This is a genomic window from Cellulomonas massiliensis JC225 (assembly GCF_000312005.1).
In the GTDB taxonomy this organism is placed as follows: domain Bacteria; phylum Actinomycetota; class Actinomycetes; order Actinomycetales; family Cellulomonadaceae; genus Cellulomonas; species Cellulomonas massiliensis.
In genome coordinates this window covers 819,537-843,925 of the sequence record NZ_HE978588.1, presented here as the reverse complement: position 1 = coordinate 843,925, position 24,389 = coordinate 819,537, and the positions used below count along the sequence as shown (strand labels likewise).

Annotated in this window: 24 protein-coding genes and 1 riboswitch; of the genes, 6 read left to right on the top strand and 18 right to left on the bottom strand. The window is 75.5% G+C overall.

The genetic code is table 11. The features are described 5' to 3' along the window. Nucleotides 1-6: 6 nt before the first annotated feature. Nucleotides 7-102, top strand: a riboswitch (TPP riboswitch). From thiM to HGCM_RS03985, 3 genes are all read left to right on the top strand, one after another. Next, nucleotides 96-968 carry a hydroxyethylthiazole kinase gene (thiM, locus tag HGCM_RS03995; RefSeq protein ID WP_019135593.1) on the top strand — a complete coding sequence of 291 codons (873 nt, stop codon included), beginning with the start codon at nt 96-98 and terminating at the stop codon, nt 966-968. (Overlaps the previous riboswitch by 7 nt.) Then, nucleotides 965-1,627 (top strand): thiamine phosphate synthase, encoded by a 663-nt coding sequence (gene thiE / locus HGCM_RS20355; protein WP_019135592.1) that lies wholly within the window; start codon nt 965-967, stop codon nt 1,625-1,627. Before thiM ends, thiE begins: the two co-directional genes overlap by 4 nt. Continuing rightward, nucleotides 1,624-3,117, top strand: a complete 1,494-nt coding sequence (locus tag HGCM_RS03985) for a bifunctional hydroxymethylpyrimidine kinase/phosphomethylpyrimidine kinase (protein ID WP_246119427.1) — start codon at nt 1,624-1,626, stop codon at nt 3,115-3,117. Before thiE ends, HGCM_RS03985 begins: the two co-directional genes overlap by 4 nt. Here HGCM_RS03985 and HGCM_RS03980 read toward each other — a convergent pair. Together HGCM_RS03980 and HGCM_RS03975 are read right to left on the bottom strand one after the other, a co-directional pair. Beyond that, complete coding sequence (locus tag HGCM_RS03980; protein WP_019135590.1) at nt 3,114-3,623, bottom strand: nitroreductase/quinone reductase family protein; 510 nt, start codon at nt 3,621-3,623, stop codon at nt 3,114-3,116. The genes HGCM_RS03985 and HGCM_RS03980 overlap by 4 nt on opposite strands. A gap of 76 nt (nt 3,624-3,699) precedes the next feature. Continuing rightward, nucleotides 3,700-4,377 carry an alpha/beta fold hydrolase gene (locus HGCM_RS03975; RefSeq protein ID WP_019135589.1) on the bottom strand — a complete coding sequence of 226 codons (678 nt, stop codon included), beginning with the start codon at nt 4,375-4,377 and terminating at the stop codon, nt 3,700-3,702. A gap of 114 nt (nt 4,378-4,491) precedes the next feature. On the opposite strand from HGCM_RS03975, the gene HGCM_RS03970 reads away from it, so the two are divergent. Continuing rightward, on the top strand, nt 4,492-4,830 hold the full coding sequence (locus tag HGCM_RS03970; protein ID WP_306426424.1) for a DUF6480 family protein: 339 nt from the start codon (nt 4,492-4,494) through the stop codon (nt 4,828-4,830). Nucleotides 4,831-4,881: 51 nt separating this feature from the next. On the opposite strand, the gene HGCM_RS03965 is transcribed toward HGCM_RS03970, so the two are convergent. The 7 genes from HGCM_RS03965 to dnaB form a co-directional block, all read right to left on the bottom strand. After that, entirely contained in the window at nt 4,882-5,085 is a 204-nt protein-coding gene (locus HGCM_RS03965; protein WP_019135587.1) for a DUF2510 domain-containing protein, read from the bottom strand. Between the two features lie 122 nt (nt 5,086-5,207). After that, a complete protein-coding gene (locus HGCM_RS03960; protein WP_019135586.1) occupies nt 5,208-5,627 on the bottom strand; it encodes a Dabb family protein in 420 nt (139 codons plus the stop codon). Between the two features lie 26 nt (nt 5,628-5,653). Then, a complete protein-coding gene (locus tag HGCM_RS03955; protein ID WP_040399382.1) occupies nt 5,654-6,847 on the bottom strand; it encodes an MFS transporter in 1,194 nt (397 codons plus the stop codon). 22 nt (nt 6,848-6,869) lie between these two features. Further along, nucleotides 6,870-7,430: an SRPBCC family protein gene (locus HGCM_RS16770; protein WP_218917031.1), complete on the bottom strand. Its 561-nt coding sequence runs from the start codon at nt 7,428-7,430 to the stop codon at nt 6,870-6,872. A 150-nt stretch (nt 7,431-7,580) separates the two neighbouring features. Continuing rightward, nucleotides 7,581-8,138, bottom strand: coding sequence for a TetR/AcrR family transcriptional regulator (locus tag HGCM_RS03945; protein WP_019135583.1), 558 nt, complete (start codon nt 8,136-8,138; stop codon nt 7,581-7,583). 201 nt (nt 8,139-8,339) lie between these two features. Further along, a complete protein-coding gene (locus tag HGCM_RS03940; protein WP_019135582.1) occupies nt 8,340-10,373 on the bottom strand; it encodes a thioredoxin domain-containing protein in 2,034 nt (677 codons plus the stop codon). 52 nt (nt 10,374-10,425) lie between these two features. Beyond that, nucleotides 10,426-13,029: a replicative DNA helicase gene (gene dnaB, locus HGCM_RS16765; RefSeq protein WP_019135581.1), complete on the bottom strand. Its 2,604-nt coding sequence runs from the start codon at nt 13,027-13,029 to the stop codon at nt 10,426-10,428. A 368-nt stretch (nt 13,030-13,397) separates the two neighbouring features. Here dnaB and HGCM_RS03925 point away from each other — a divergent pair, with 368 nt between their 5' ends. Further along, nucleotides 13,398-14,729 (top strand): MATE family efflux transporter, encoded by a 1,332-nt coding sequence (locus tag HGCM_RS03925; RefSeq protein WP_026075246.1) that lies wholly within the window; start codon nt 13,398-13,400, stop codon nt 14,727-14,729. A 4-nt stretch (nt 14,730-14,733) separates the two neighbouring features. Here the strand turns inward: HGCM_RS03925 and HGCM_RS03920 are convergent, their stop codons facing one another. After that, nucleotides 14,734-14,964 carry a hypothetical protein gene (locus HGCM_RS03920; protein ID WP_019135579.1) on the bottom strand — a complete coding sequence of 77 codons (231 nt, stop codon included), beginning with the start codon at nt 14,962-14,964 and terminating at the stop codon, nt 14,734-14,736. A gap of 132 nt (nt 14,965-15,096) precedes the next feature. On the opposite strand from HGCM_RS03920, the gene HGCM_RS03915 reads away from it, so the two are divergent. After that, nucleotides 15,097-15,462, top strand: a complete 366-nt coding sequence (locus tag HGCM_RS03915; RefSeq protein ID WP_173390536.1) for a helix-turn-helix domain-containing protein — start codon at nt 15,097-15,099, stop codon at nt 15,460-15,462. Between the two features lie 9 nt (nt 15,463-15,471). On the opposite strand, the gene HGCM_RS03910 is transcribed toward HGCM_RS03915, so the two are convergent. The 8 genes from HGCM_RS03910 to HGCM_RS03875 form a co-directional block, all read right to left on the bottom strand. Next, nucleotides 15,472-16,107: a ClpP family protease gene (locus HGCM_RS03910; RefSeq protein WP_040399378.1), complete on the bottom strand. Its 636-nt coding sequence runs from the start codon at nt 16,105-16,107 to the stop codon at nt 15,472-15,474. A gap of 156 nt (nt 16,108-16,263) precedes the next feature. Continuing rightward, entirely contained in the window at nt 16,264-18,201 is a 1,938-nt protein-coding gene (locus HGCM_RS03905; protein WP_019135576.1) for an alpha-amylase family protein, read from the bottom strand. A 73-nt stretch (nt 18,202-18,274) separates the two neighbouring features. Then, nucleotides 18,275-19,042: an anti-sigma factor domain-containing protein gene (locus HGCM_RS03900; RefSeq protein WP_019135575.1), complete on the bottom strand. Its 768-nt coding sequence runs from the start codon at nt 19,040-19,042 to the stop codon at nt 18,275-18,277. Beyond that, nucleotides 19,032-19,679 (bottom strand): RNA polymerase sigma factor, encoded by a 648-nt coding sequence (locus HGCM_RS03895; protein ID WP_019135574.1) that lies wholly within the window; start codon nt 19,677-19,679, stop codon nt 19,032-19,034. The genes HGCM_RS03900 and HGCM_RS03895 overlap by 11 nt, the downstream gene beginning before the upstream one ends. A 2-nt stretch (nt 19,680-19,681) precedes the next feature. Further along, on the bottom strand, nt 19,682-20,392 hold the full coding sequence (locus HGCM_RS20350; protein WP_019135573.1) for a class F sortase: 711 nt from the start codon (nt 20,390-20,392) through the stop codon (nt 19,682-19,684). 1 nt (nt 20,393) lies between these two features. Continuing rightward, entirely contained in the window at nt 20,394-21,239 is an 846-nt protein-coding gene (locus HGCM_RS03885) for a DUF4397 domain-containing protein (protein WP_019135572.1), read from the bottom strand. A gap of 193 nt (nt 21,240-21,432) precedes the next feature. Further along, the gene (locus HGCM_RS03880; protein ID WP_081596356.1) at nt 21,433-23,211 is read right to left on the bottom strand and encodes a glycoside hydrolase family 13 protein; all 1,779 of its coding nucleotides are present in this window, start codon (nt 23,209-23,211) and stop codon (nt 21,433-21,435) included. Nucleotides 23,212-23,253: 42 nt separating this feature from the next. After that, nucleotides 23,254-24,273 carry a LacI family DNA-binding transcriptional regulator gene (locus tag HGCM_RS03875; protein WP_026075245.1) on the bottom strand — a complete coding sequence of 340 codons (1,020 nt, stop codon included), beginning with the start codon at nt 24,271-24,273 and terminating at the stop codon, nt 23,254-23,256. Between the last annotated feature and the right edge of the window lie 116 nt (nt 24,274-24,389).

Here is a 24,389-nt window from a genome sequence, read left to right as displayed (position 1 = left end):
AGAGTCGGCGGCGACACGGGGTGCTCCCACCGGGGAGCTGAGATCACACCCGCCGAACCTGCTCTCGTTAGCACGAGCGAAGGGATGTCGACGCCATGACGCGTCCGTCTTCCGTCCTGCCCGGCGGCCATGCCGCCCCTCCGGCCCCGGCCGGCCCCGGCGCCCTCGTCGCCGGCCCGTACGTCCGCGAGACGGTGGCCGCGCTCCACCGGGTCCGCGCCGCCGCACCGCTGGTGCAGTGCCTGACGAACGGCGTCGTCACGAACGTGACGGCGAACGTGCTGCTGGCGCTCGGAGCGGCGCCGGCGATGGTCGACGTCCCCGGCGAGGCGGGGCCGTTCGCCGCCGCCGCGTCCGCGGTGCTCGTCAACCTCGGCACGCCGCACGACGAGCAGCGGTCCGCCATGCGGCAGGCGGCGACCGCGGCGTCCGAGCACGGCACCCCGTGGGTGCTCGACCCCGTGGCGGTCGGGTCGCTGCGGGTCCGCACGGCGCTGGCCTCGGAGCTGGTGGCCCTCCGGCCGAGCGTCGTCCGGGGCAACGCCTCCGAGGTGCTGGCGCTCGCCGGGGCCGGCGCCGGCGGGCGCGGCGTGGACGCGACCGCCTCGGTGGACGAGGCGCGCGCGGCGGCGCGTGAGCTGGCGGGCCGCACGGGCGGGGTGGTCGCGGTCTCGGGCGCCGTGGACGTCGTCACGGACGGCGACCGGCTGGTCCGGGTCGCGAACGGTGACGCGCTGCTCACCCGCGTCACCGGCGGCGGCTGCGCGCTGGGCGCGGTGGTCGGGGCGTTCCTGGCCGTGGAGGACGACCCGCTCGTCGCGACGGTCGCGGCCGTCGTCGCGTACACCGTCGCCGCGGAGGTGGCGGCCGAGCGGGCGGCCGGACCGGGGACGTTCGCGGTCCACCTGCTCGACGCGCTCGCGGGGCTCGACGAGCCGACGCTCGTGCGGCGCGCGGCCGTGGCATGAGCGCCGGCCGACCCTCCTTCGACCCCTCCGTCTACCTCGTCACCGACTCCGGGCAGGCCCGCCGACGGGGCCGCGACGTCGTCGACGTCGTGGCCGCCGCCGTGCGCGGGGGCGTGACCGCCGTCCAGGTGCGCGAGAAGGAGGCGCCCACGCACGCCGTGGTCGAGCTGCTCGGACGCGTCGCGGCGGTGCTGCCGGCGGGCGTCGCACTCGTCGTCAACGACCGCGTCGACGCCCTCCTCGCCGCCCGCCGGGCGGGGATCGCGGTCGACGGCGTGCACCTGGGGCAGGCGGACCTGCCCGTGGGGACCGTGCGGCGGCTCGTCGGCGCGGACGCGCTCGTCGGGGTCAGTGCCCGGACGCCCGCCGAGCTGGCGGCGGCGGAGGCGGCGGGCGCCGACTACGTCGGCATCGGCCCGGTCCGGACCACGACGACGAAGCGCGACGCCCCTGCGGGGATGGGCCTCGCCGCGTTCGGCGAGCTGGCGCGCGCCGCCCGCTCGCCCGCGGTCGGCATCGGCGGCCTCACGGTCGGTGACGTCCCGGCCCTGCGGCGCGCGGGGGCCGCCGGCGTGGCGGTCGTCTCGGCGGTCTGCCTCGCGGACGACCCGCGCCGGGCCGCCGCGGAGCTCGCCGCGGCATGGGCGGCGGCGGCATGAGGCCGCCGCGCGTCCTCAGCATCGCCGGGACCGACCCCACCGGCGGCGCGGGCCTGCACGCCGACCTCAAGTCGATCGCGGCCAACGGCGGCTACGGGATGGGGGTCGTCACGGCGCTCGTCGCGCAGAACACCCGCGGGGTCCGGGCCGTGCACGTGCCGCCCGCGGCGTTCCTGCGCGCGCAGCTCGACGCCGTGCGCGACGACGTGACGATCGACGCCGTCAAGATCGGGATGCTCGGCTCGGCGGCGCTCGTCGACGTCGTGCGCGCCTGGCTCGTCGACGTCCGCCCGCCCGTGGTCGTTCTCGACCCGGTGATGGTCGCGACGAGCGGGGACCGGCTGCTCGACGCGGACGCGGAGTCCGCGCTGCGTGCGCTGCTCCCGCTCGCCGACGTGGTCACCCCCAACGTGCCGGAGCTGGCCGTGCTGGTCGGCGCCGCGCCGGCTCGGGGCTGGAAGGAGCTCGTGGGGCAGGCCCGCGTGCTCGCCGCACGGGCGGGGGTGCTCGTGCTCGCGAAGGGCGGCCACCTCGACGGGGCCGACGTGCGCGACGCCGTCGTCGCGGCGGAGGGTGCTCGCGTCGTCCTGACGGCGCCCCGCGTCCGGACGTCGACCACGCACGGGACCGGGTGCTCGCTGTCCTCGGCGCTCGCGACGCGGTATGCCGCGACGGGGGACTGGCCGCGCGCCCTCCAGGAGGCGCAGGGGTGGCTGAGCGAGGCCGTCCGCCGCGGCGAGGAGCTGGAGGTCGGCGGCGGCCGGGGGCCGGTGCACCACCTCGCGGGCCTGTGGGAGCGCGGCGGCCTCACGACCCGGCCGACGCCCGCGCAGGTCGAGCAGGAGTGGTGGGAGGCGGTCGCGCACGTGCGCGACGAGATCGACGCCCTGCCGTTCGTGCGCGGTCTCGCGGACGGCGTGCTGCCCGAGGACGCGTTCCGCTGGTACCTCGCGCAGGACGCGCTCTACCTGCGCGAGTACGCGCGGCTGCTGTCCCGTGCGGCCGAGCTGGCGCCCTCGCGGGCCGAGCAGACCCTGTGGGCGCGGGGCGCGCACACGGCGCTCGTCGTGGAGCTGGAGCTGCACGAGAGCCGGCTGGGCTCGGACGACGTCCACCCCGCCGCGGCCACGACGCGCGCGTACCTCGACCACCTGGCGGGCTGCGCGAGCCGCGGGTACCCGGAGCTGGCGGCGGCACTGCTGCCCTGCTACTGGATCTACCAGGACGTCGGTGCGCGTCTCGTGCCGCTGGCCGTGCCCGGCCACCCGTACCGCGACTGGCTCCTCACCTACGGCGACGAGGCGTTCGCGGCCTCCACGCGGGAGGCGGTCCGGCTGGTCACGCGCCTCGCCGCCTCCGTCGACGACGACATCCGGGCCCGGATGCTCGACGCGTTCGTCCGCTCGGCCCGGCACGAGCACGCCTTCTTCGCCGCACCGCTCGCGTCCGTCGACGCCGGGCACCAGGGCTGGAGCACGGTCGTGGGCTAGGACGGCCGCGGCTCGAGCACGACGACGGTCGTCGGCGTGGTGCGCAGCGTCGAGTAGCCGTCGAGGTCGTCCCCGAGGTGCTTCCAGGCCTCCCACAGGCGGTCGCGCTCGGCGCCCTGGGCGGCGCGGGCGCGTACCGCGCGGGTGCCGTCCTTGATCGTGACCGTCGCGTCGGGCTGCGCCTGGAGGTTGAGCCACCACGCGGGTTCGGCGTCGGCCCACCCGTTCATGGCCAGCGTGACGAGGTTGGGGCCGTCCTCCATGTAGGCGACGATCACCGCGCGACGCTGCCCGGTGCGGCGTCCCGTCGTGGTGAGGTGCATCATCCCCCAGCGCGTGGGCCGGGGACGCGAGAGGCCGAGCCGCCCGCCGGAGAGCCGGTAGATCGCGCGGTGCACCACCCACGCAGTCCGCACGAACCAGCGGGGCGGCACCCGCGGCGCCGCGCCGGCCCGCGGTGTCTGGCCGCCTGCCGAGGCGTCGGGCCGCTGCTCGTCGTCGGGCATCGTCGCTCCCCTCGTCGGGCGAGACGCTACCGACGCCCCGGACCCGACGGCTACGCCCCAGGGTCGGGCGGCGCCGTCAGACGTCGGCGCGCGCGTACGCCTCGAGGCGGTCGGCGAGCTCGACCGGCCGGCTGAGGGCCGGCGTGTGCCCGGTGTCGATCTCGTCCGGCGTGAGCCCCAGCCGCTCGCGGGCGACCCGGCGCAGGTAGGCCGGCGGGAACATGCGGTCCCGGGTGCCGACGAGGACGTGCGTCGGCACGTCGGGCCACGCCTCGAGGGGGATCGGGCGGTCCATGCGCGCCTCCGACTGCCCCCGGCCGCGCCGCAGCGCCTCGGCGGCCAGCGCCGGCGGGACGTCCGGGTAGAAGAGCGCCACCGGGTCGGCGACGTCGTGGTCCGCGTCGTCCGACCAGCGGGTGCGGTCGGTGTACCCCGCGGGCGCCTCGCCCGGGAGCGGGATCATCGGCGCGACCAGCACGAGGGACCGGGCGTGCACCCGGGCGGCGACGAGCGGGGCGGTGAACCCGCCGAACGACTGCGCCACCACGACGAGGTCGTCGCGCCCCGCGAGCCCCGCGGCGTCGACGGCCCCGACGACGACGTCCGCGTACTCCGCGACGCCGGCCGTGTCGTCCTCGCAGGGCAGGTCGGGGGCGACCGTGTCGTGGCCCCGCCGGCGCAGCTCGCGCTCGACGAGGTGCCAGTACCAGCCGACGTCGCCGGCACCGTGGATCAGCACGAACGCTGCGGGCATCGTCGCTCCTCGTCGTCGGACCCGACGCTACCGGTGGGGTGCCGGGCCGACCACGGTCGTGGCTCGAGGGACCAGTGCGCTGCGGACGTCCGCACGGGGTGACCGTCGCCCGGGATGCGGGCCGCGGGCGGGCGCCGCACGCTGGGGGTCGGTACCGGTCCGGGGGCGGCTGCCGCACGAGGGCAGCCCACCGGCACCGCTGACGGTGGTCCAGGGAGGCCCAGCATGTCGAGTCCCGATCCTGATCCGTCCGACACGCCTGGCCTCGAGCCCGGCGGGGGCGTCCCCGTGGGCGACACGCCTCCGGGCGAGGCGAGCACGACCGAAGGGCTGTCCACACGTCAGCCCACCGCGCGCGGAGACGGCGGCAACCGGCTCGCGCTGGTGCTCATCGGCATCGTGGTCGTGCTCGTCGTGCTCTTCGGGGTCGGGTACGTCATCGGGCTGTTCTAGCGGGCCGCGCCGCCGGCCCCTCGCGGCCTTCTGGACCGCCGCCACGCGCGCTCAGAACGCGGAGGTCACCGCGATCGACAATGGGACGTCGATCCCGGTCGCGGTCGTGGTCCGCAGCCACGGCGGGTGCTCGTAGCGCACCGCGGCCGGGCGGTCACGGTCCACCACGTACCCCGTCCACTGCGCGCCGTCCCAGTAGCGCAGGCGCGCGGGCTCCAGGGGGTCGGGGTACCAGTCGGCCTGCGGTGCGGGCATCTTCCGACGGTACTCGCGGCTGCCGGGAGGCACCATGAGCACGTCGCGGCATGCCCGCGCCTGGACGCAGGACGCGGGCCAGGGCCGGGCCGACGTGACGTCGGCCCGGCCCTGGCGGTGGGTCAGCTCGCCGCGTGCCGGCCGGGGGCGGCGGAGCCGGTGTACTCGCCGAGGTCCGAGACGAGCTGGGTCAGCGTGGCGTCGGCGTCGTAGCGGCGCTGGTGGAGCGCCGCGATCTTGGCGCCGATCTCGGGGTCGTCGTCGTCGGTGATGTCGAACGAGGCGAACCGGTCGACGAGCGGCAGGCCGACGCGGTCGGTGTTCCGGTGCGCCGGGTGGATCAGGTACTCCCAGTAGCCCTCGAGGTCCTCGATGACGAAGGTGGCGCCCCACTCGTACTCGCCGCCGATGTCGCGGCCGACGACGAACGACCTCACGGAGGGGATGACCCGGCCCTGGTTGCGCAGGCTCTCGAGGGCCTCCTCGAGCTGGGCGGGGGTGACGTCGGGCTTGATGGTGAAGCGGTTGCCGTGGACGATCATGGTCGTCTCCTTTCGGTGGTGGTGGGTCAGTGGCCGCGGTGCGACCGGAGGAGGACCGGGGCGGCGACGACCGCGCCGGCGGTGGTGAGGAGTCCCGCGGCGGCGAACGCGCCGCCCGGGCCCAGGCCGGCGACGAGGGGCCCCGCCGCCAGCGGTGAGAGGAACTGCCCGAGGAAGATGCCGGTGACGAGACCGGCGAGGACCTGTCCCCGACGGCCGTCCGGGGCGAGCTCGCCGAGGCGGAGGTTGAGGTTCGGCACCGTCAGGCCGACGCCGATGCCTCCGACGAGGAGACCCGTGACGACCGTGCCGAGCCCCGCGGCGCGGCCGATCAGGGTCCAGCCGACACCCAGGAGGGCCAGCGCGGTCAGGCTGATCGCGGTGGGTGACAGCCGCCGGCGCACGACCGGGAAGGCGAGCGACCCCGCCAGGGCCGTCACGATCGACCCGGCGATCGCGATGCCGACGAGCCCGGGTCCGATGCCGAGCCCGCCCAGCAGGAAGGGCAGCTGGGTGGGTGCCATGTAGAAGACCGCGGTCGCCGCGAGAGCGAGCAGGTAGAGACCGAGGATCCGACCGGTACCGCGTCGCCGCGGCCGGCCCGCGGTGCGCGCACGTGCCGTCGGACGGGGGGCGGCGGCGCGGACCTGCTCGCGCTGCGGGACCGCCGCGAGCACCATCACCCCCACGGGCACCGCCGCGGCGTACAGCCAGAACGGTGCCCGCCATCCGTTGTCGGCCAGCACCCCGGCCAGTGGCAGGAGCACGACCCCGCCGAGGCTCGCTGCGGCCTGCTGGTAGCCGAGGTAGGTGGCGCGGCGGGAGCCGCTGAACCAGTCGGTGACCAGGGCGCTGACCGCGGTCGTGATCCCGGCGACGCCGAGCCCCAGCGCGGCGCGGGAGGCGAGCAGCGTGCCGAGGTCCGTCACGACGAGGCCGGCCGTCCCGGCCGCCGCGTACACGCCGAGCCCGCCGAGCAGCACGGGGCGGCGTCCGAGCCGGTCGACGAGCGCGCCCGCGACCGGCGCGCCGACCGCGATGGCCAGCGACGTGATCGTCAGCGCCAGCCGGACCAGGCCGGCGTCCCCGAAGTGGTCGGCCATGGCGGGCAGCCCCGGGGCGATCAGGGCGGGAGCCATGATCGTCAGCCCTGCGGCCGCGAGGACCGCCGTCCGAGCGAGCCGGCCGGGGTCGGTGCCGACCCGACTCGGGGGAGGCATCGTCATCGTCGTCGTCATGGCGTCAGGCACCCAGGCCCAGGGCGACCACGAACAGGACGACGGGGAGCAGCAGCCACGGCTCCGCCAGGACGAAGAGGGCCGTGAGAGCGAGCGACGCCCAGGCCAGGAACCGGCCGAACCGGCGCCGGCGTGCCTTGCGAGCGCGCTTGGCGGCCTTGGCCTCCGCCGTGACCCGCAGCAGCTCGAGCCAGGAGGCGAGCGACGCGTCGAGCGCTGCCCGCAGGTTCTCCGCGTCGGCTCGGACCGGGTCGCCCTCCCACGACTCGGCGGTACGCACGATCGTCGCGTCCCCGTCCGGCGTGAAGGTCCACTCGTGGACGCCGGTGATGCCCTGCGCCGGGCCGCCCCAGAGGATGCGCCGCGGCGCCTCGATCGCGTACACGGTCGAGGCGACGTCCAGACCGTGGGTGCTCCAGCGGAACGTCGCGCCCGGCGCGAGCGGGCCGTCGAGCTGCGTCGAGTCGATGTCGCTCTGCCACGCGGGCCACTTCCGGACGTCGGTGTGCAGCCGCCAGACGAGCTCGATCGGGGCCTTGATGCGGACCTCGCGCCGGACCACCACGGTGGCCGACTCGTCGACGGTGGTAGGGGTGCTGTCGGTGGTGCGGGGACCTCCTCGATGAGAGAGTGAACAGTCATTCACTCAACTGGACATGCGGAACTCAGGAATCGGGTCGCGGAGTGGAGCCGCGCCCGTGGCGGGCGTGGCCGGTCAGTCGGGGTGTCGGATGCCCTCGGTCAGCAGGCGCGCCCACGTCTCGGGGGTCTCCACGATCTGGGCGGTCACGATGAGGTGGCAGAGCTGGCCGTAGGCCACGAACCGCTGCACGGCCTCGTCCGAGGCGCGCGACCGGATCTTGGCGAACTCCACGACCTGCCGCAGCCCCGCGCGCAACGCCTCGCCGATCTCGGGCAGCTCCGCCACCGACTGCGCGTGCACCTGCAGCATCAGCAGCGTGCGGTCCGCGATGAGGTGGGCGTACGCGCCGCCCATCGCGAACAGCACGCCGTCGGGCGACGGGTCGTCGGCGTCGTCCGCGCCGGCGGCCAGCGCCTCGACGACCTGGTCGAAGCAACGCTCGAGGGCGGTGACGAACAGGCGCTCCTTCGTCGGGAACAGCTTGGCCACGTAGGCGGGGGAGATCTTCGCTGCGCGGGCCACGTCGGCGATCGTCGTGCCGTGGTACCCGCCGCGGGCGAACTCCCGGACAGCCGCAGCGGTGACGACGGGCTTGCGGAGGTCCGCGGTGGAGAGCGTCGTTCGAGGCATGTGAGTGAATGTACATTCACTCTAGACCGAGCGCAAGTGTCTTCGCGATCGGGGCGGCCGCCGCAGCAGGGCGGGAGCCGGCCCGATGCCGAGATCCCCGTCGCGTCGCACCGCGTCCCGGGCGGTCACCGGCCACCACGACCGCCGTCCACTCGGCGGTCGGCCCTGCTCGACGTACCCCAGGCCGGTTCCCGAACCGCGCTAGGGGCGGGCGGCCAGCTGCTCGGCCAGCTCCTGCGCGCTCGTCGTGGGACGCTCGCAGACGAAGCCGCGGCACACGTAGGCCGCCGCCCGACCGTCGACCAGGGGCCGGTCGCGCAGCAGCTCGGGGACCACGTCCCCGGGGGACCCGACCGCGAGGACGAGACCGGGCGCGGGGGACCGGAGCGCGGCCGCTCGCAGCTCCTGCGCCCCCTCGTCGCCCGCCGCACCGATCACGGCCACCTCCCGCGGCCCGTCGAGCATCGCCTCCACGACGGCGAGCGCCCAGCCGCCGGCCCTCGGGTGCTGCGCCGCGACGGCGAGCGCCGGCCGCAGCGCCGCCTCCGCAGCCTCCCGGTGGCGCACCGAGCCCGTCAGCGCCGCGTACGTCAGCAGCGCGCCGGCCGCCGCCGCCGGACCCGACGGCGTCGGGCCGTCGGCCGCGTCACGCGGGCGGCCGACGGCCGCCAGCACCGCGTCCGTCTCGTCCGAGGCCGTGTCGTACAGCGCGCCGTCGTCGTCGGCGAAGAGCTCCAGGACGGTCTCCAGCAGCTCGCCCGCGCGCAGCGTCCACTGCTGGTCGCCCGTCACCGCCGCGAGCGCCAGGAGCCCGACGGCCGTCGCCGCGTAGTCCTCGAGGACCGCCGGCGCACTGCCGGGCACGCCGTGCCGCGAGGCGCGGACCAGTCGCGCCCGTCCCCGGTCGTCGCGTCTCGTGTGCGTCGTGGTGAGCAGGCGGGCCGCGGCCTGCGCGGCGTGCACCCACCGCGGCTCGTCCAGCACCGCGCCGGCCTCCGCGAGGGCCGCCACCGCCCACCCGTTCCAGGCCGTGACGACCTTGTCGTCGCGCGAGGGCTGCGGCCGCGTCGACCGGGCCGCCAGCAGCCTCGCGCGGACCGACTGCCAGCGGGCGACGTCCGGCGGGTCCTCGGCCAGCGTGAGCACGGAGGCCCCTGCCTCGAACGTCCCCTCGTCCGTCACGCCCAGCAGGGACGCCGCCCAGGCCGCGTCGTCGTCGCCCAGCACCTCACGCAGCTGTGCGGGCGTCCAGACGTACGCGGCGCCCTCGCCCCCGGGGCTGTCCGCATCCAGCGACGACGCGAAACCGCCCTCGGGCGTGCCCAGCTCGGCCACGAGCCAGCCCGCGGTGCGCTCGGCGACGTCCCGCGCGAGCGACCCACCGCCGGCCCGCCAGGCGTGCACCGCGACGCTGAGCAGCATCGCGTTGTCGTCGAGCATCTTCTCGAAGTGCGGCACCGTCCACGTCGCGTCGACCGAGTACCGGGCGAACCCGCCCGCGAGCTGGTCGTGGATGCCCCCCCGGGCCAACGCCTCGAGCGTCGTCGCCGCCATGCGCCAGGCCCGCTCGTCCCCCGTGCGCGCGTACCGCCGGACGAGCCACTCGAGCACCGTCGACGGCGGGAACTTCGGGGCACCGCCGAAGCCGCCGTGCCGTTCGTCGAAGGACGAGGCCAGCTGGTCGACCGCACGCCGCGCCATCGCCTCGTCCGGACCGGGGGCCGGCGGGAAGCCCGGCGGCTCCGCGAGCGCAGCCGCGATGCGAGCCGCTGACGCGGTGACCTCGTCCCGGCGCTCACGCCAGGCGGCAGCGACGGCGGCGAGGACCTCGCTGAAGGAGGGCATGTGGCCCACGCGGCGGGGCGGGAAGTACGTGCCGCAGTACAACGGCTCACCCGTCGGGGTCGTGAACACCGTCATGGGCCACCCGCCCTGGCCGGTCAGCGCCTGGGTCGCGGCCATGTAGACCGCGTCGACGTCCGGGCGTTCCTCCCGGTCGACCTTCACGCACACGAGGTGCTCGTTCATGAAGGCGGCGACGCGCTCGTCCTCGAACGACTCGTGCGCCATGACGTGGCACCAGTGGCAGGCCGCGTAGCCGATCGAGACCAGCACCGGCACGTCCCGGTGAGCCGCCTCCGCGAACGCGTCGGGGCCCCACTCGCGCCAGTCGACGGGGTTCTCGGCGTGCTGCAGCAGGTACGGGCTGGTGGCGCTCGCCAGACGGTTCGGCACCCCTCCAGCCTCGGCCGACCGTCTCCGCTGCGCGACCGGTGGGGCGCGGCGGTCAGGCCTGCATGTCGACGAAGCGTGAGTAGTGGCCCTGGAAGGCGACCGTGATGGTGTCGGTGGGGCCGTTGCGGTGCTTGGCGACGATGAGGTCGGCCTCGCCGGCGCGCGGGGACTCCTTCTCGTAGGCGTCCTCGCGGTGGAGCAGGATCACCATGTCGGCGTCCTGCTCGATGCTGCCGGACTCGCGCAGGTCGCTCATCTGCGGCTTCTTGTCGGTGCGCTGCTCCGGACCACGGTTCAGCTGCGAGATCGCGATGACGGGGACCTCGAGCTCCTTGGCCAGGAGCTTGAGCGCTCGCGAGAACTCGGAGACCTCCTGCTGGCGGGACTCGACGCGCTTGCCCGACGTCATGAGCTGCAGATAGTCGATGACGACGAGCTTGAGGTCGTGACGCTGCTTGAGGCGGCGGCACTTGGCGCGGATCTCCATGAGCGACATGTTGGGCGAGTCGTCGACGAACAGGGGCGCCTCGGAGATGCGGCCCATGGTCGTGGCGACCTTGGCCCAGTCGTCGTCGCCCATCTGCCCGGTGCGCATCTTCTGCAGGTGCACGCGCGCCTCAGCCGAGAGCAGACGCATCGTGATCTCGTTGCGGCTCATCTCGAGGGAGAAGACGACGGCCGTCATGTTGTGCTTGATCGCCGCCGACCGGACGATGTCGATACCCAGCGTGGAGTTGTGCGTCGGGACCATCGACTCGCCCGCGAGGTACAGGTGTGAGGGGTGCGCGATCTCGACGCACCGGACGGGCACGCTCGCGACACGCTCGACCGCGACGACCATCCGCTGGCGAAGCCGCGGGGTGGAGGGTCGCCTGCGGTCCTTGTGCACGAGCCGCTTGCGCTCGAGGGCGAACACGTCGTCGTCCGTGGTGAACGTGATCGTGTAGCACGTGGACGACTGCTCGCTGCGGCCGCGCACGGGCTTGGTGGCCCATCCGGTGCGGTAGCCGAGGGAGTGGACGAGCTCGCGGACGTCGCGGGCCAGGCGCTCGTCGGTGACGGCGAACTGGACCGACCCCGTCGGGTTGACGGTCCCGTCAGTGTCCAGGAGGCCGGCGAGCAGGTCGCGACGCTGCTGCTCGCTCGCCCGCAGGTATGCCGACGGGATGTGCTTCGCGCCCAGGACGCCCAGCGTGCGCAGCCGTCCCTGGAAAGTGCCGTACCGGTCGTGGCAGCTCTGGCAGCGGACGAGACCTGAGGTCCGCTCGCCGCAGTCCGGGCACGTCGGGTGCGGGGGAGCCGCCGTCACGAGCCGCACCTTCCCGCCGCACGAGCGCCCGCAGGTCCGGACCTGCGCCCGGGCCGGCGTGAACTCGGTGCCGCACACGTCGCAGGTGCGCGTGCCGCGCTCTTCGACGGGGAGCGTGATCGTGTAGAGGTCCGCACGCGCGTCGTGGTTCGCGGCGCGGACCACCAGTCCGCGGCCCTCCAGCCGCATCGCGATCTCGGGGTCGGCGCTGGTGAACCGGGCCGAGGTCGAGTGACCGTCCCCCAGCCACACGCCGAGCGCGTACGGGTCGACCAGGAGGTCTGCCTCGGGCAGCGCCAGCGGCGCGGTGACCCGTACCGCGTGGTTGGCCCGACGCTCCGCGGTCTCGCACCGGAGCGTCGCGGCGATCTCCTCCGTGGTCCGGATCGCGGGAAGGCGCCCCGGCGAGCGACGGTCCGCCCTCGTCGTCGTCTCCCACTGGTGCAGGGCGTCGGCGACGACGGACGAGCCGTCGTCGAAGGTGACGCGGTAGCAGGGACGGTCGACGAGGACCTCGGTCGCGGCGACGACGCGCGTCGCGGAGCCGTCGGCCGTGAGGAGCTCGTCGCCGACGGCGACCTCCCCCATCGTCGTCCAGCCGGTCGGGGTGGGCAGCGGGGTGTCGAGCGCGAGCGCCTTGCCGATGGCCGGCCGCGCCGCGACGACGATCATCTGGCCCGGGTGGAGCCCGTTCGTCAGGCGGTCGAGGTCGGAGAACCCGGTGGGGACGCCGATCATGCCCTCGCCGCGGTGGCCCGCCGCCTCGATCTCGTCGACCGTGCCGCCGATGATCTCCGCGAGGGGCAGGTAGTCCTCCGACGCCCGGCGCTCGGTGACCGCGTACACCTCGGCCTGGGCGTTGTTCACCAGCTCGTCGACGTCGCCGCCGTCGGTGCCGTAGCCGAGCTGGACGATGCGGGTGCCCGCCTCGACGAGCTTGCGCAGGATCGAGCGCTCGCGGACGATCCGCGCGTAGTAGCCCGCGTTCGCGGCCGTGGGGACCGTGGAGATGAGGGTGTGCAGGTAGGGCGCGCCACCGATGCGGCCGATCTCGCCGCGCTTGGTCAGCTCGTCGGCGACCGTGATCGCGTCGGCCGGCTCGCCGCGGCCGTACAGGTCGAGGATCGACTCGTAGATGACCTCGTGCGCGGGCCGGTAGAAGTCGCTGCCGCGCAGCTGCTCGATGACGTCGGCGATCGCGTCCTTGCTGATCATCATGCCGCCGAGGACGGACCGCTCGGCCTCCAGGTCCTGCGGCGGGGTGCGGTCGAAGCCGCCGTTCCCCCGCCCGCCGCGGTCGTTCCCGGCGTCCGGCGGCAGCCCGTACTCGAGCTCCTCGATCGTCACTGGCCACCCATCCTGCTCGTCCCCGGTGTCGAACATGCGTTCTATCAGGGGCCACCGACACACCCTCGGGCGCGGCCGCGCGGGCTGTCCGGCCCACGGTGGACCTCCACCCGCACGCGAGGCTAGGACCAACCTCGGCGCGTCCCCAAACGACCCTGTTGACACTCCTGGGGACGCGCTGTGGACGAGCGCCGGGTGACTGTGCACAGGTCGTGGACATCCCTGTGGATACGGTGGACGACGACCGCCGGAGCACCCGTGCCACCGGGGCGAACGCCGTGCACCCCTGTGGAACGAAGAAAGTTCGGAGGCCATCCCACGTGACGGACACCCCTGCTCACCACGAGGACGCCGACGGGGCGACGGGCGTGCGCGGCAGCCAGCCGTCCGGCGGCGTGGACCGGCAGATCCTCGCGCTCGCGGTGCCGGCGCTGGGCGCGCTCGTCGCCGAGCCGCTCTTCGTGCTCGTGGACTCCGCGGTCGTCGGGCACCTGGGGACCGCACCCCTCGCCGGCCTCGCGCTCGCGTCGACGCTGCTCGTCACGCTCGTCGGCCTGTGCGTGTTCCTCGCGTACGCCACGACCGCGGCGGTGGCGCGTCGGCTGGGCGCGCGGGACCGGCGTGGCGCCCTGCAGGTGGGCGTGGACGGCATGTGGCTCGCCGCGGGGCTCGGCGCGGTGCTCGCGGTCGCGCTGTGGGCGGCGGCGCCGTGGCTCGTCGGCGCGCTGGGGGCGAGCGGCGAGGTCGCGCGTCAGGCCGTCGTCTACCTGCACTGGTCCGCGCCGGGCCTGCCGGGGATGCTGCTCGTGCTCGCCGCCACGGGTGCCCTGCGAGGGCTGCAGGACACGCGCACGCCCCTGTGGGTCGCCGCCGGTGGCGCGGTCGTCAACACGGTGCTCAACGTCTGGTTCGTGTACGGCCTGCACCGTGGCATCGCGGGCTCGGGTCTCGGCACCGCCCTCACGCAGCTCGGCATGGCGGCGGTGCTGGTCGTCGTCGTGGTCCGGGGTGCGCGGTCCGTCGGGGCCGACCTGCGCCCCGCCGCGGGCGGGATCTGGGCCCACGCGCGCGCCGGGTTCCCCCTCCTGGTGCGGACCGCCACCCTGCGCGGGGCGATCCTCCTGACAGTCTGGGTGGCGACGGGCCTGGGCGCGGTCGCGCTCGCGGGGCACCAGGTCGTCAACTCCGTCTGGGGCCTGACCGCCTTCGCGCTCGACGCCCTCGCCATCGCGGCGCAGGCGCTCGTCGGGCACGCGCTCGGCGCCGCCGACGTGCCCCGGACGCGCGCGGTGCTGCGCCGCACGCTGCAGTGGGGCGTCGGCGCCGGCGTGGTGATCGGCCTCGTCGTCGGCGGCACGGCCTGGCTGTACGTACGCCTGTTCACCACCGACCCGGACGTGCGGCAGGCGGCCGTCGTCGCGCTCGTCGTCGCGGCCGTGACGCTGCCGATGGCGGGCTGGGTGTTCGTGCTCGACGGGGTGCTCATCGGCGCGGGCGACGGACGGTTCCTCGCGTGGGCGGGCGTGCTCACGCTCGTCGTCTACGTGCCGTTCGCGCTCGCGCTGCGGGCGTGGGCGCCGGACGGCACCGCGGGGCTGGCGTGGCTGTGGGCCGCGTTCGCCGGCGTCTTCATGGCGGCGCGCGCCCTGACCACCGGCTGGCGCGCGCGGGGTACGGCGTGGATGGTGACGGGGGCCTGAGCGCTCAGTGCCGGGGGGAGCGCAGCCGCAGGTCCGCCCCCGTGTGGTCGCGGTGCGCCTGCACGTACGCGTCGACGACCGGTTGCAGCCGCCGTTGCGCCAGCGCGACCTGGTCCTCGGCGTCGGGCCCGTCCGCCTTCGTCACGGCGTCGGCGTGCGCCACGATCGCGGCGGCGAGCAGCGCGGCGTGCGAGCGCACGCGCTGCGCGGTCCGGGGGGAGAGGTGCTCGCTCACCCCGACACGGTACGCACCGGTTCGTTCTGCTGTGGGCAGATCCACGGAGCGACCACGGCCGGCGGGCGGCGCCTACCGTGGGCAGCACGGACCAGGGCGCTGCGGCGCGCGAGGGGAGGACCTGTGCTCGAGGTGACCACCGAACCGCTGCTGCGCCGGCTCGTCGGGGAGGTCCTGCGACGGCGGCGCCGCGAGCAGGGGCGGATCCTCAAGGACGTCGCCGACGAGGCGCGCGTCTCCCTCGCCTACCTCTCGGAGATCGAGCGCGGCCGCAAGGAGGCGTCGTCGGAGGTGCTGCAGGCGGTCTGCCGTGCGCTCGACCTGCGGCTCGTCGACCTGGTCGGCGCGGCGCACGCCGAGCTCGCGGCGGCCGAGGGCCGGGTCGTGCTCGACCTCACGGCGCCCGACGCGCTCTCGGGGCGGCGTACCGCGCGGGCGGTGCCGGCACCGAGCCGCGCGGTCGGCGGCCCCGCCGACGTCGTCCTGCTCGCCGCCTGACCTCGACCCTCACAGTCCCGCGGGCCGTGCACGGCCGCCCGGCCGCACGTCGTCGAGCCGGTCGACGACGCGGTCGACGAACCCGTACGCCTGCGCCTCCTCGGCGGTGAACCACCGGTCGCGGTCGGCGTCCCGCTCGATCGTCTCGAGGTCGTGCCCCGTGTGCTCCGCGATGAGCCCGAGCATCGTCCGCTTCGTGTGCAGCAGGTTCTGCGCCTGGATCGCGACGTCGACGGCCGTGCCGCCCACCGCGCCGGACGGCTGGTGCATGAGGACCCGCGCGTGCCGCAGCGCGAACCGCTTGCCGGGGGTGCCCGCCGAGAGCAGGAACTGCGCGGCGCTCGCGGCCAGACCCATGACGAGCGTCGACACGTCGTTGGGGACGAGGCGCATCGTGTCGTACATCGCGAGTGCCGCCGAGACGGAGCCGCCCGGGGAGTTGACGTAGAGCGCGACGTCCGCGCGCGGGTCCTCGGCGGACAGCAGGAGCAGCTGCGCGCACACGCGGTTCGCGACGACGTCGTCGACCTCCTGGCCGAGGACGACGATGCGCTGGTGCAGCAGGCGCGCGGCGAGCTCGTCGTCGAACGGGCGCGTGGGGGCGTCGGTGCGGGACAGGACGGTGGGGGACGGCTGAGTGGTCATGCTCGCCACGCTGGCACCGTCGCGGCGGAGCGGACCCGCGGCTCTGCCGTGCGCGGATCCCCTGACGGCAGAGCGCCGAGATCGTGACGTCTGCCCGAGATCGTCACGTCGACGTGCCGATCTCGGGCCACGGTCACGATCTCGGCGGAGGGCCGGTCAGGGCGGCGGGGGCGCGGTCAGCCAGGCCGCCTGGAACGGGCGGAGCCAGAGCTGGTCGTCCGGGCCGAGGTGCACGCGCTCGCCCGTGAGCGCGTCCCTCGCGTCCGCCAGGCCGAGCTCGCGCAGCCGCCACCCGCCGAGCGGCCGGTGGTCCGGGGTCACGTTGGTCGCGGCGAGGAGCGTGCCGACCGGGTGGCGCCGGGCGACGAGCAGGACGCCCGGGTCGTCGGGCCCCAGCACCTGCGCCGGCACGGACGCGTGCAGGTGGACGAGCCCGGCGCGCACTCGCGCCAGGTGGCGCAGCCCCTCGAACACGCGGGACTCGAGCGACGTCGGGTCGTCCAGCCGGGCGACCGCGGCGGGGTCCAGCCGGGGCCGGTGCGCCCAGCGGTTGTCGCCCGCGTGCCCCTCCTCCTGCGCCCACGCCGGGTCGTTGGGCAGCCCGACCTCGTCGCCGGACCACAGCACCGGGATCCCGCCCCAGGACATGACGACCGCGTGGGCGGCGAGCAGGCGGCCGAGCGCCGCGTCGACCCACGCCTCGTCGTGCGCGGCCCGGGCGGCCTCCAGCCCGACGAGGCTCGCGGCGGTGCCGCTGATGCGGCGGTCGCCCGTGGCCGGGTTGTGCTGGAAGACGAGCCCCCGGGCGTCGGAGCCGGCGAACTCGCCCGAGTACCAGTCCGAGAGGAACGAGCGGTGCGCCCACCCGTCGAGCCCGACGGCCGCGGCGTCCTCGTCGGCGACCGCCCAGCCGATGTCGTCGTGGCAGCGCACGTACGTCACCCAGGCGGTGGTCGTCGGGACCGGCGGCAGCGCCTGCAGCGCGTGCGACGCGAGCCGCACGTCCTTGGCGGCGAGCATCGACCAGACGTGGACCATGAGCGCGTTGTGGTACGCCAGGTCGCTCACCTTGCCGTGCCGCGCGCCGCTGCCGAGGTAGTGCACGAGGTCCGCCGGGCCGACGATCGCCTCGGCCTTGAACACCACCGCCGGGCAGGCGATCCGGGCGAGCGCGCGCAGCGCCTGCGTGATCGCGTGCACCTCCGGCTCGTTCTGGCTGGACGTGCCCATGCGCTTCCACAGGAACGCGATCGCGTCGAGCCGGAACACCTCCACGCCCTCGTTCGCGAGGTGCAGCACCACCTCGGCGAGCTCGGCGAACACGGCCGGGTTGGCCCAGTTGAGGTCCCACTGCCACGAGTGGAACGTCGTCCACACCCAGCCGTCGAGCTCGTCGTCCCACGTGAAGCTGCCGGGCGCGAAGTCCGGGAAGACCTCCCACAGCGTCTCCTCGTACCGGTCGGGCAGCGTCCGGTCGGGGTAGACGTGGAAGTAGTCGCGGTACCGGTGCTCCCCGGCGCGGGCCCGGCGCGCCCACTCGTGCTCGCGCGCCACGTGGTTGAGGACGAGGTCGACGACGAGGCTGATGCCCTCGGCGCGCAGGTCGCGGGCGAGCTCGCGCAGGTCCGCCATGGTCCCGAGGTCCGGCCGCACGGTCCGGTAGTCCGCCACCGCGTACCCGCCGTCGTTGTCGCCCTGGCGCGGCAGCAGCAGCGGCATGAGGTGCAGGTAGGTGACGCCGAGCTCGCGCAGGTACCAGATGTGCTCGCGCACGCCCTGCAGGTCGCCGGCGAACCGGTCGGCGTACGCCGCGTAGCCGAGCATGCCGGGCTCCTGGAACCAGTCCGGCGCGAGCGTGCGCTCCTGGTCGAGGCGGTGCAGGTCGGGGTCCCGCTCGGCGTAGGCGCGGGCCGCGGCGCCGACGAGCCGCAGCAGCAGCTCCTGGCCCGGCCGGCCCGGGTAGACGGCGGACAGCCCGGCGTGCAGGTCCGCGTACCAGCGGTCGAGCCGCAGCCCGAACAGCGCCGCGCGGCCCGCGTCGACGGCACGGAGCTCGGCCGCCGCGGCGGCGTGGACCTCGTGCGGGGCGCGCATGCGTCCACCTCCTCGCGAGGGCCGCCGCGTCGCGGACCCGTCGGGGCCAGCGTCCCACGGGTCCAGCGGCTCGTCAGGCGGTCAGAGGACCGCGCACGATCGAGTCGCCCGAGTGGGCCGGGTCGCCGTCGAACTGCTCCTCGGAGACGTCGACCACGGAGAACTCGTCGAGGTCGAGCCCGGCGGGCAGGTCGAAGCGGCCCGTGCTCCCGGCGAGCGTGCCGAGGCTGACGAGCCCCGAGACGTCGGGCCGCAGCAGCCAGACCTCACGGAACCCCGCGGAGCCGACGTCGCCCTCGAGGTCGACGACGAGCACGCGGTGCCCGTCCGACGTCTCGACGAACGCCTTGCCGGAGGCGTCCCAGCCCGGGAGCGGCTCGAGCGTCGCGCTGGCCAGCACCTCGGGCGCGGCGGTCCGCGTCGCGGCCCACACGCCCGTGCCGCCGATGACGAGGCCGGCGGCGGCCGCTCCCGCGACGAACGCCCACGTGCGGCGGTTCGGACGCGGGCGCAGCGGCGTGACCGCCGCGACGGGTGCCTCCGCCGTCGCCTCGGCGACCGGCGGTGCGCCGGACGGCGCCTCGTCGAGCGGCGACGTGCGGTCGGTCAGGTCGAGGTCCCGCGCGATCGCGTCCCACACCTGCGGCCCGGGCGCGACGAGCGGCTCGCTCGCCCGGGCGAGCGCCGCGACCTCGGCCAGCGCGTCGACCTCCTGGGTGCAGCGGGCGCACGCCGCGACGTGGGCGCGCTCGTCCGGCGTCCCGGCGGGCTCGCCGAGCGCGAGGAGGGTCAGGACGTCGTCGTCGACGTGCTCGACGTCCGTGCGGTCGTCAGGCGACACCGTCCACCTCCCATCGGGTCCTGAGCCGGGCCAGGCTGCGCCGCAGGTGACTCTTCACCGTGCCGAGCGGCATCTCCAGTCTGGTGGCGATCTGGTCGTGCGTGAGGTCCTCGTAGAACGCGAGCCTCAGGATCGTGCGCTGCGGGTCGCCCAGCCGGTCGAGCTCGTCCGTGACGACGAGCCGCTCGACGACCCGGTCGTCGGCGCCGCGGGCGACCTCCGGCGCGGGCTCGGCCGCCTCGACGAGGCGCCGTTCGCGCGCCCGTCGCTCGTGCGCGTCCGCGACGGCGTGCCGGGTGATGCCCAGCAGCCACGCGGGCAGCCGCGCCCGCGACGGGTCGAACCGGCGCCGGCCGCGCCACGCGTCGACGAACACCTGCTGCGTGACCTCGTCCGCCTCGACCGCCGAGCCGAGCGAGCGCAGCGCCACCGTGTGCACCAGCGCCGACCAGCGCCGGTACGCCTCGCGGACCGCGGCCTCGTCCCCGGCGGCGAAGGCCGCCCCGAGCTCCTCGACGCCCTCGCCGTCACGCCCGGCGGTCGCGCGCACCGGCGCGCCGTCGGCCGGGACTGGCGTCACGTCGGGCTCCTCACGCGTCGCGCTCGCCGGGCGCGGGTGCGCCGTCAGCGTCGTCATGGCTACCCACGGACCGGCTCGGCGGTGAGCACCACGTTGTCCGCATAGTGCCCGATCTCGGCGCGCCACGCGCCCCCGCACGTGATGACGACGAGCCGCGGGTCCCCGTCCCGGTCGAACCAGCGGGCGAGCGGCGCGTCCTGCTTCGGCACCTTCTCGACCTCCACGGTGGTGTACCGGTGCACGGTCCCGTCCTCCGTCGTCACGAGGACCTCGTCCCCGGGCCGCGCCCGCCGCAGCTCGGCGAGCGGGCCGATGCCGGTGAGGCGCGAGTCCACGTGGCCCGCGAGGACCGTGCTGCCGCGCGGCGAGCCGGGTCCGGGACCGAAGCGGTACCACCCGGCCCGCCGCGCGTCCGGCGGGATCTCCATCGTGCCGTCGTCGAGGACACCCACGGGGTCGACCCGCATGTCGACGTCGGCGGCACGGACGACGAGCCGCACCGGCCGCGGCGCAGGACTCGCGGCCGGTGCGGTCGCCCGGCGGACCGGCACCTGCGGCCCCGGGGCGCTGGACGGCGCCCCCGGGTCGTCGCCCGCGGGGCTCGGCGCGGGCGAGGTGCCGGTCTCCGCCGGCGCAGGCACGACCGGCGCACCGGCCTCGGGGCCGCCGCACCCGGCCACCGCGAGGACCACGGCGAGCGCCGCCACGGCGGCGTGCCACCGGTGCCGTGCGGCGCCGCCGAGGGGGCGCCGGTCGTGCCGTCGGGCCACGTCAGCGCGTGGTGGACCGGGCGGACGCGCGGCGCACCGCCGCCGTGCCCGCCGTCGCCGTCAGCGCCAGCGCCGCCGCCGCGGCGGCCCACACCCACGGCGCCGTGCCGCGGTCGGCCGCCAGGCCGAGCTCACCGGCCTGCACGCCGCTCGGGTCGCCGTGCAGCCCGTCGATCACCTGCGTGGCGAGGGCCAGGCTGGCCGGGTCGGACGTCGCCGAGCCCCATGCGTACAGGATCGTGTTCGTGCCCTCGGCGACCTCGACGTCGGCCGGGCCGAGCAGCGCGGGCTCGGTCGTGCCGGCGGCGACCACGCTCGCCGAGACCGTGCCGGCCGGCAGGTCGAGCACCTGCTCGTCGGGGTTCTCGAGGCCGGAGATGACCGCGTCGCCGCCCGCGAGCACGTCGACCGCGGGCGCGGCCGCGACGTGCCGGACCGTCAGGCGACCCTCACCGGCGGCGGTCTGGCTGACGTCGTTGGTGAACAGCGTGGCGGTCGGGTCACCGCCGGCGTCGAGGTGCGCGACGGCGGTGTAGCTGCCGCCGCTCTCGAGCGAGAGGTCGACCGGGCCGATCGCGGGGTCGCTGTCGTCCTCGGCGTCCGAGGCGGTGATCGCGACCGAGTAGGTGCCGGCGGCCAGGTCGAGCGGGCCGGCGAGGTCGCCCGGGGCGAAGTCGTCGAGCGTGCGCTCGCCGTTCACCCAGACGTCGACGGTGAGGTCGGGGACCCCGTGCAGCACCCAGAGCTGGGCGTCACCGTCGGCGGCCGAGGCGGGGACGGCGGCAAGGGTCAGACCGGCGAGGGCCAGGCCGGCGGCGCCGGTCAGTCCCAGGAGTCGTGCGCGCATGGTGGTGCGTCCTTCCGTGAGGGCTCGCCCGGGTGGCGAGAGGCTGTCGTCCTCTCTTCCGGGCGAGCCCTTCGTCTGGATGCACCAGCGAGGAAGGCGTTCCGCCGAGATCGTGAGCTCCGCCCGAGATCGGCACGTCGACGTCACGATCTCGGTCCGAGGTCACGAGCTCGGCGGAACGGGGTGGGTCAGGTCAGGCGCGCAGCCAGACCGTCGTGTCCGTCGGGACCGACGTCTCGTCGTTGAGGCCGCGGACGAGGTCGCCCGACGCGACGAGCACCTCGGCGGAGCGCGGCACGACGACCGGGCGGTTCGAGAGGTTCGCGATCACGACGACGTCGCCGTTGCGATACGCCACCACGTCGTCGGCGTCCGCGTAGGCGTCGAGCCACGCCAGCGTCCCGGAGCCGAGCCGGTGCGCCCGACGAGCGGCGAGCGCGGCGCGGTAGGTCTCGAGCGTCGAGCCCGGGACGCCGGTCTGCACGTCGGCGGCGTAGCGCCCGTACGACTCGGGCTGGGGCAGCCAGGTGGCGCCGGTCGGGCCGAAGCCGAAGCCGGGCGCGTCGGACTGCCACGGCAGCGGGATGCGGCAGCCGTCGCGGCCGGCCTCCGTGCCGGCGGTGCGGAAGAATGCGGGGTCCTGGCGGACCTCGTCGGGCAGGGCGGTGTGGTCGGGCAGCCCGAGCTCCTCGCCCTGGTACAGGTACGCCGAGCCCGGCAGGCCGAGCATGAGCAGCGTGGCGGCGCGGGCGCGGCGCAGGCCGGTGGCCTCGTCGGGCTGCGGGTCGGTCGCGAAGAGGCCGTTCGGGCGCTCGCCGTCCACGCCGAGCCCGAGCCGCGAGGCGTGGCGCACGACGTCGTGGTTCGAGAGGACCCACGTGGTCGGCGCACCCACCGCGTCGTTCGCCGCGAGCGACCCCGCGAGCACGGTGCGCAGCGGGCCCGCCTTCCAGGCGGTGGTGAGGAAGGAGAAGTTGAACGCCTGGTGCATCTCGTCCGGCCGGACGTACCGCGCGAGGCGCGACAGCGGCTCGACCCACGCCTCGGCGACGAGCGCCCGGTCGCCGTCGTACTCCGCGAGCACGCGGTGCCACGCGCGGTAGATCTCGTGCACGCCGTCCTGGTCGAACGCCGGGCCGGAGTTCCCCGCGCCGGTCGAGCCGTCCTCGGGGGCGCCGGGGTCGGTGCCGTCGACCGAGCCGTCGACCATCGCGACCGAGCCGTCCCAGTCGGGCAGCCCGTCGGCCTTGACCATGCCGTGCGCCACGTCGACCCGGAAGCCGTCGACGCCGCGGTCGAGCCAGAACCGGAGCACCTGCTCGAACTCCGCGTGGACCTCGGGGTTCGTCCAGTCGAGGTCCGGCTGGGTGGAGTCGAACAGGTGCAGGTACCACTGGCCGGGCGTGCCGTCCGCCTCGGTGACCCGCGTCCACGCGTTGCCGCCGAAGATCGAGCGCCAGTTGTTGGGCTCGAGCTCGCCGTGCTCGCCGCGGCCGTCGCGGAACAGGTAGCGGGCCCGCTCGGGGGAGCCGGGGCCCGCCGCGAGCGCCTCCTGGAACCACACGTGCTCCGACGACGTGTGGTTCGGGACGAGGTCGACGATCACGCGGATGCCGAGTCCGTGGGCGGTCGCGAGCAGCTCGTCGAAGTCCTCGAGGGTGCCGAACAGCGGGTCCACCTGGCGGTAGTCGGCCACGTCGTAGCCGGCGTCGTGCTGCGGCGAGCGGTAGAAGGGCGAGAGCCAGACCGCGTCGACGCCCAGCGCGGCCAGGTGGTCGAGGCGCGACGTGATGCCCCGCAGGTCGCCGACGCCGTCGCCGTCCGCGTCCGCGAACGAGCGCGGGTACACCTGGTAGATGACGGCGTCGCGCCACCACTGGCCGCCGGTCTGCCCGGCGTGCACGAGGGTGGAGGCGGCCAGGGGGCCGACGGCGGTCGAGGGGGACGTGATGGTCACGGGTGTCTCTTCCATGAGGGGTTCCGGTGGTGGTGCGGGGGCGGGGGCGGGGCGGCGTCAGCCGACGAGCGAGACCCGCTCGGGCCGCACGCGCGTCGACGCGCGCACGACGAGGTCGGGGGCGAACAGCACCTCGTCGCGGGACGACGGTCGGCCGTCCAGCTCGTCGACGAGCGCCTGGACCGCGGCGGCCGCGATGGTGGCCGCGTCGTGCCGCACGGTGGTGAGCGGCGGGTCGGTGTACCGCATGAGCTCGGAGTCGTCGGAGCCGACGACCGACACGTCGTCCGGGACGCGCAGCCCCATCCGGCGCAGGCCGCCGATCGCGCCGAGCGCCATGACGTCGGAGCCGCAGACGATGCCCGTCGCGCCCCGGCGCACGAGCTGCTGCGCCGCGGTCGCGCCGCCCTCGGCGGAGAAGTGGATGGTCTCGACCAGCGGCTCGTCGCCGGGGAACCGGGCGGTCACCGCCGCGGCGAACGCCTCGGCGCGTCGCGCCGCCGGCGTGTACCGCAGGGAGCCGGACGCGAAGCCGATCCGCGTGTGCCCGAGCTGGGCCAGGTGCTCGACGGCGATCTCCACCGCGGCGCGGTCGTCGAGCGAGAAGGTCGGGGCGTCGACGCCGGGGTGCCGGCCGTTGACGAGCACGAGGGGAAGCCCTCGGCGGCGCAGCGCGGCGTACGGCTCGGGGTCGGAGCCGACGACGGCGTGCCGGCCGGACACGAAGACGAACGCGACGGCACCCTGCTCGACGAGCATGTCGACGTAGTCGCCCTCCGGCACGCCACCGACGACCTGCGTGCACAGCACGGGGGTGAGCCCGTGGCGGACCAGCTCGCCCTCCAGCACCTGCCCGTACTGGGCGAACACCGGGTTCGAGAGCTCCGGGACGATGACGCCGACGAGCCCGCGGGCGCTCTCCGGGCGCCGCTCCACCAGGCCGAAGCCGAGCTCCTGCATCGCGTCGAGCACGAGCGCACGCGTGCGGTCGCTCACGGGCTTGCCGTTCGCCACGCGACTGACCGTCGCCTCGCTCACGCCCGCACGCTCCGCCACGTCGACGAGCCGCACTCTCATGGCGCGACCGTAGACGCCTGGACGGCCGTCCTGCAAGAAACTTGCAGGACTCTCAGACGCCTTTCAGCCCGAAGGGGTCGAAGCGGACCCCGTGCGCGCCCGGCCGGTGGTGCGGC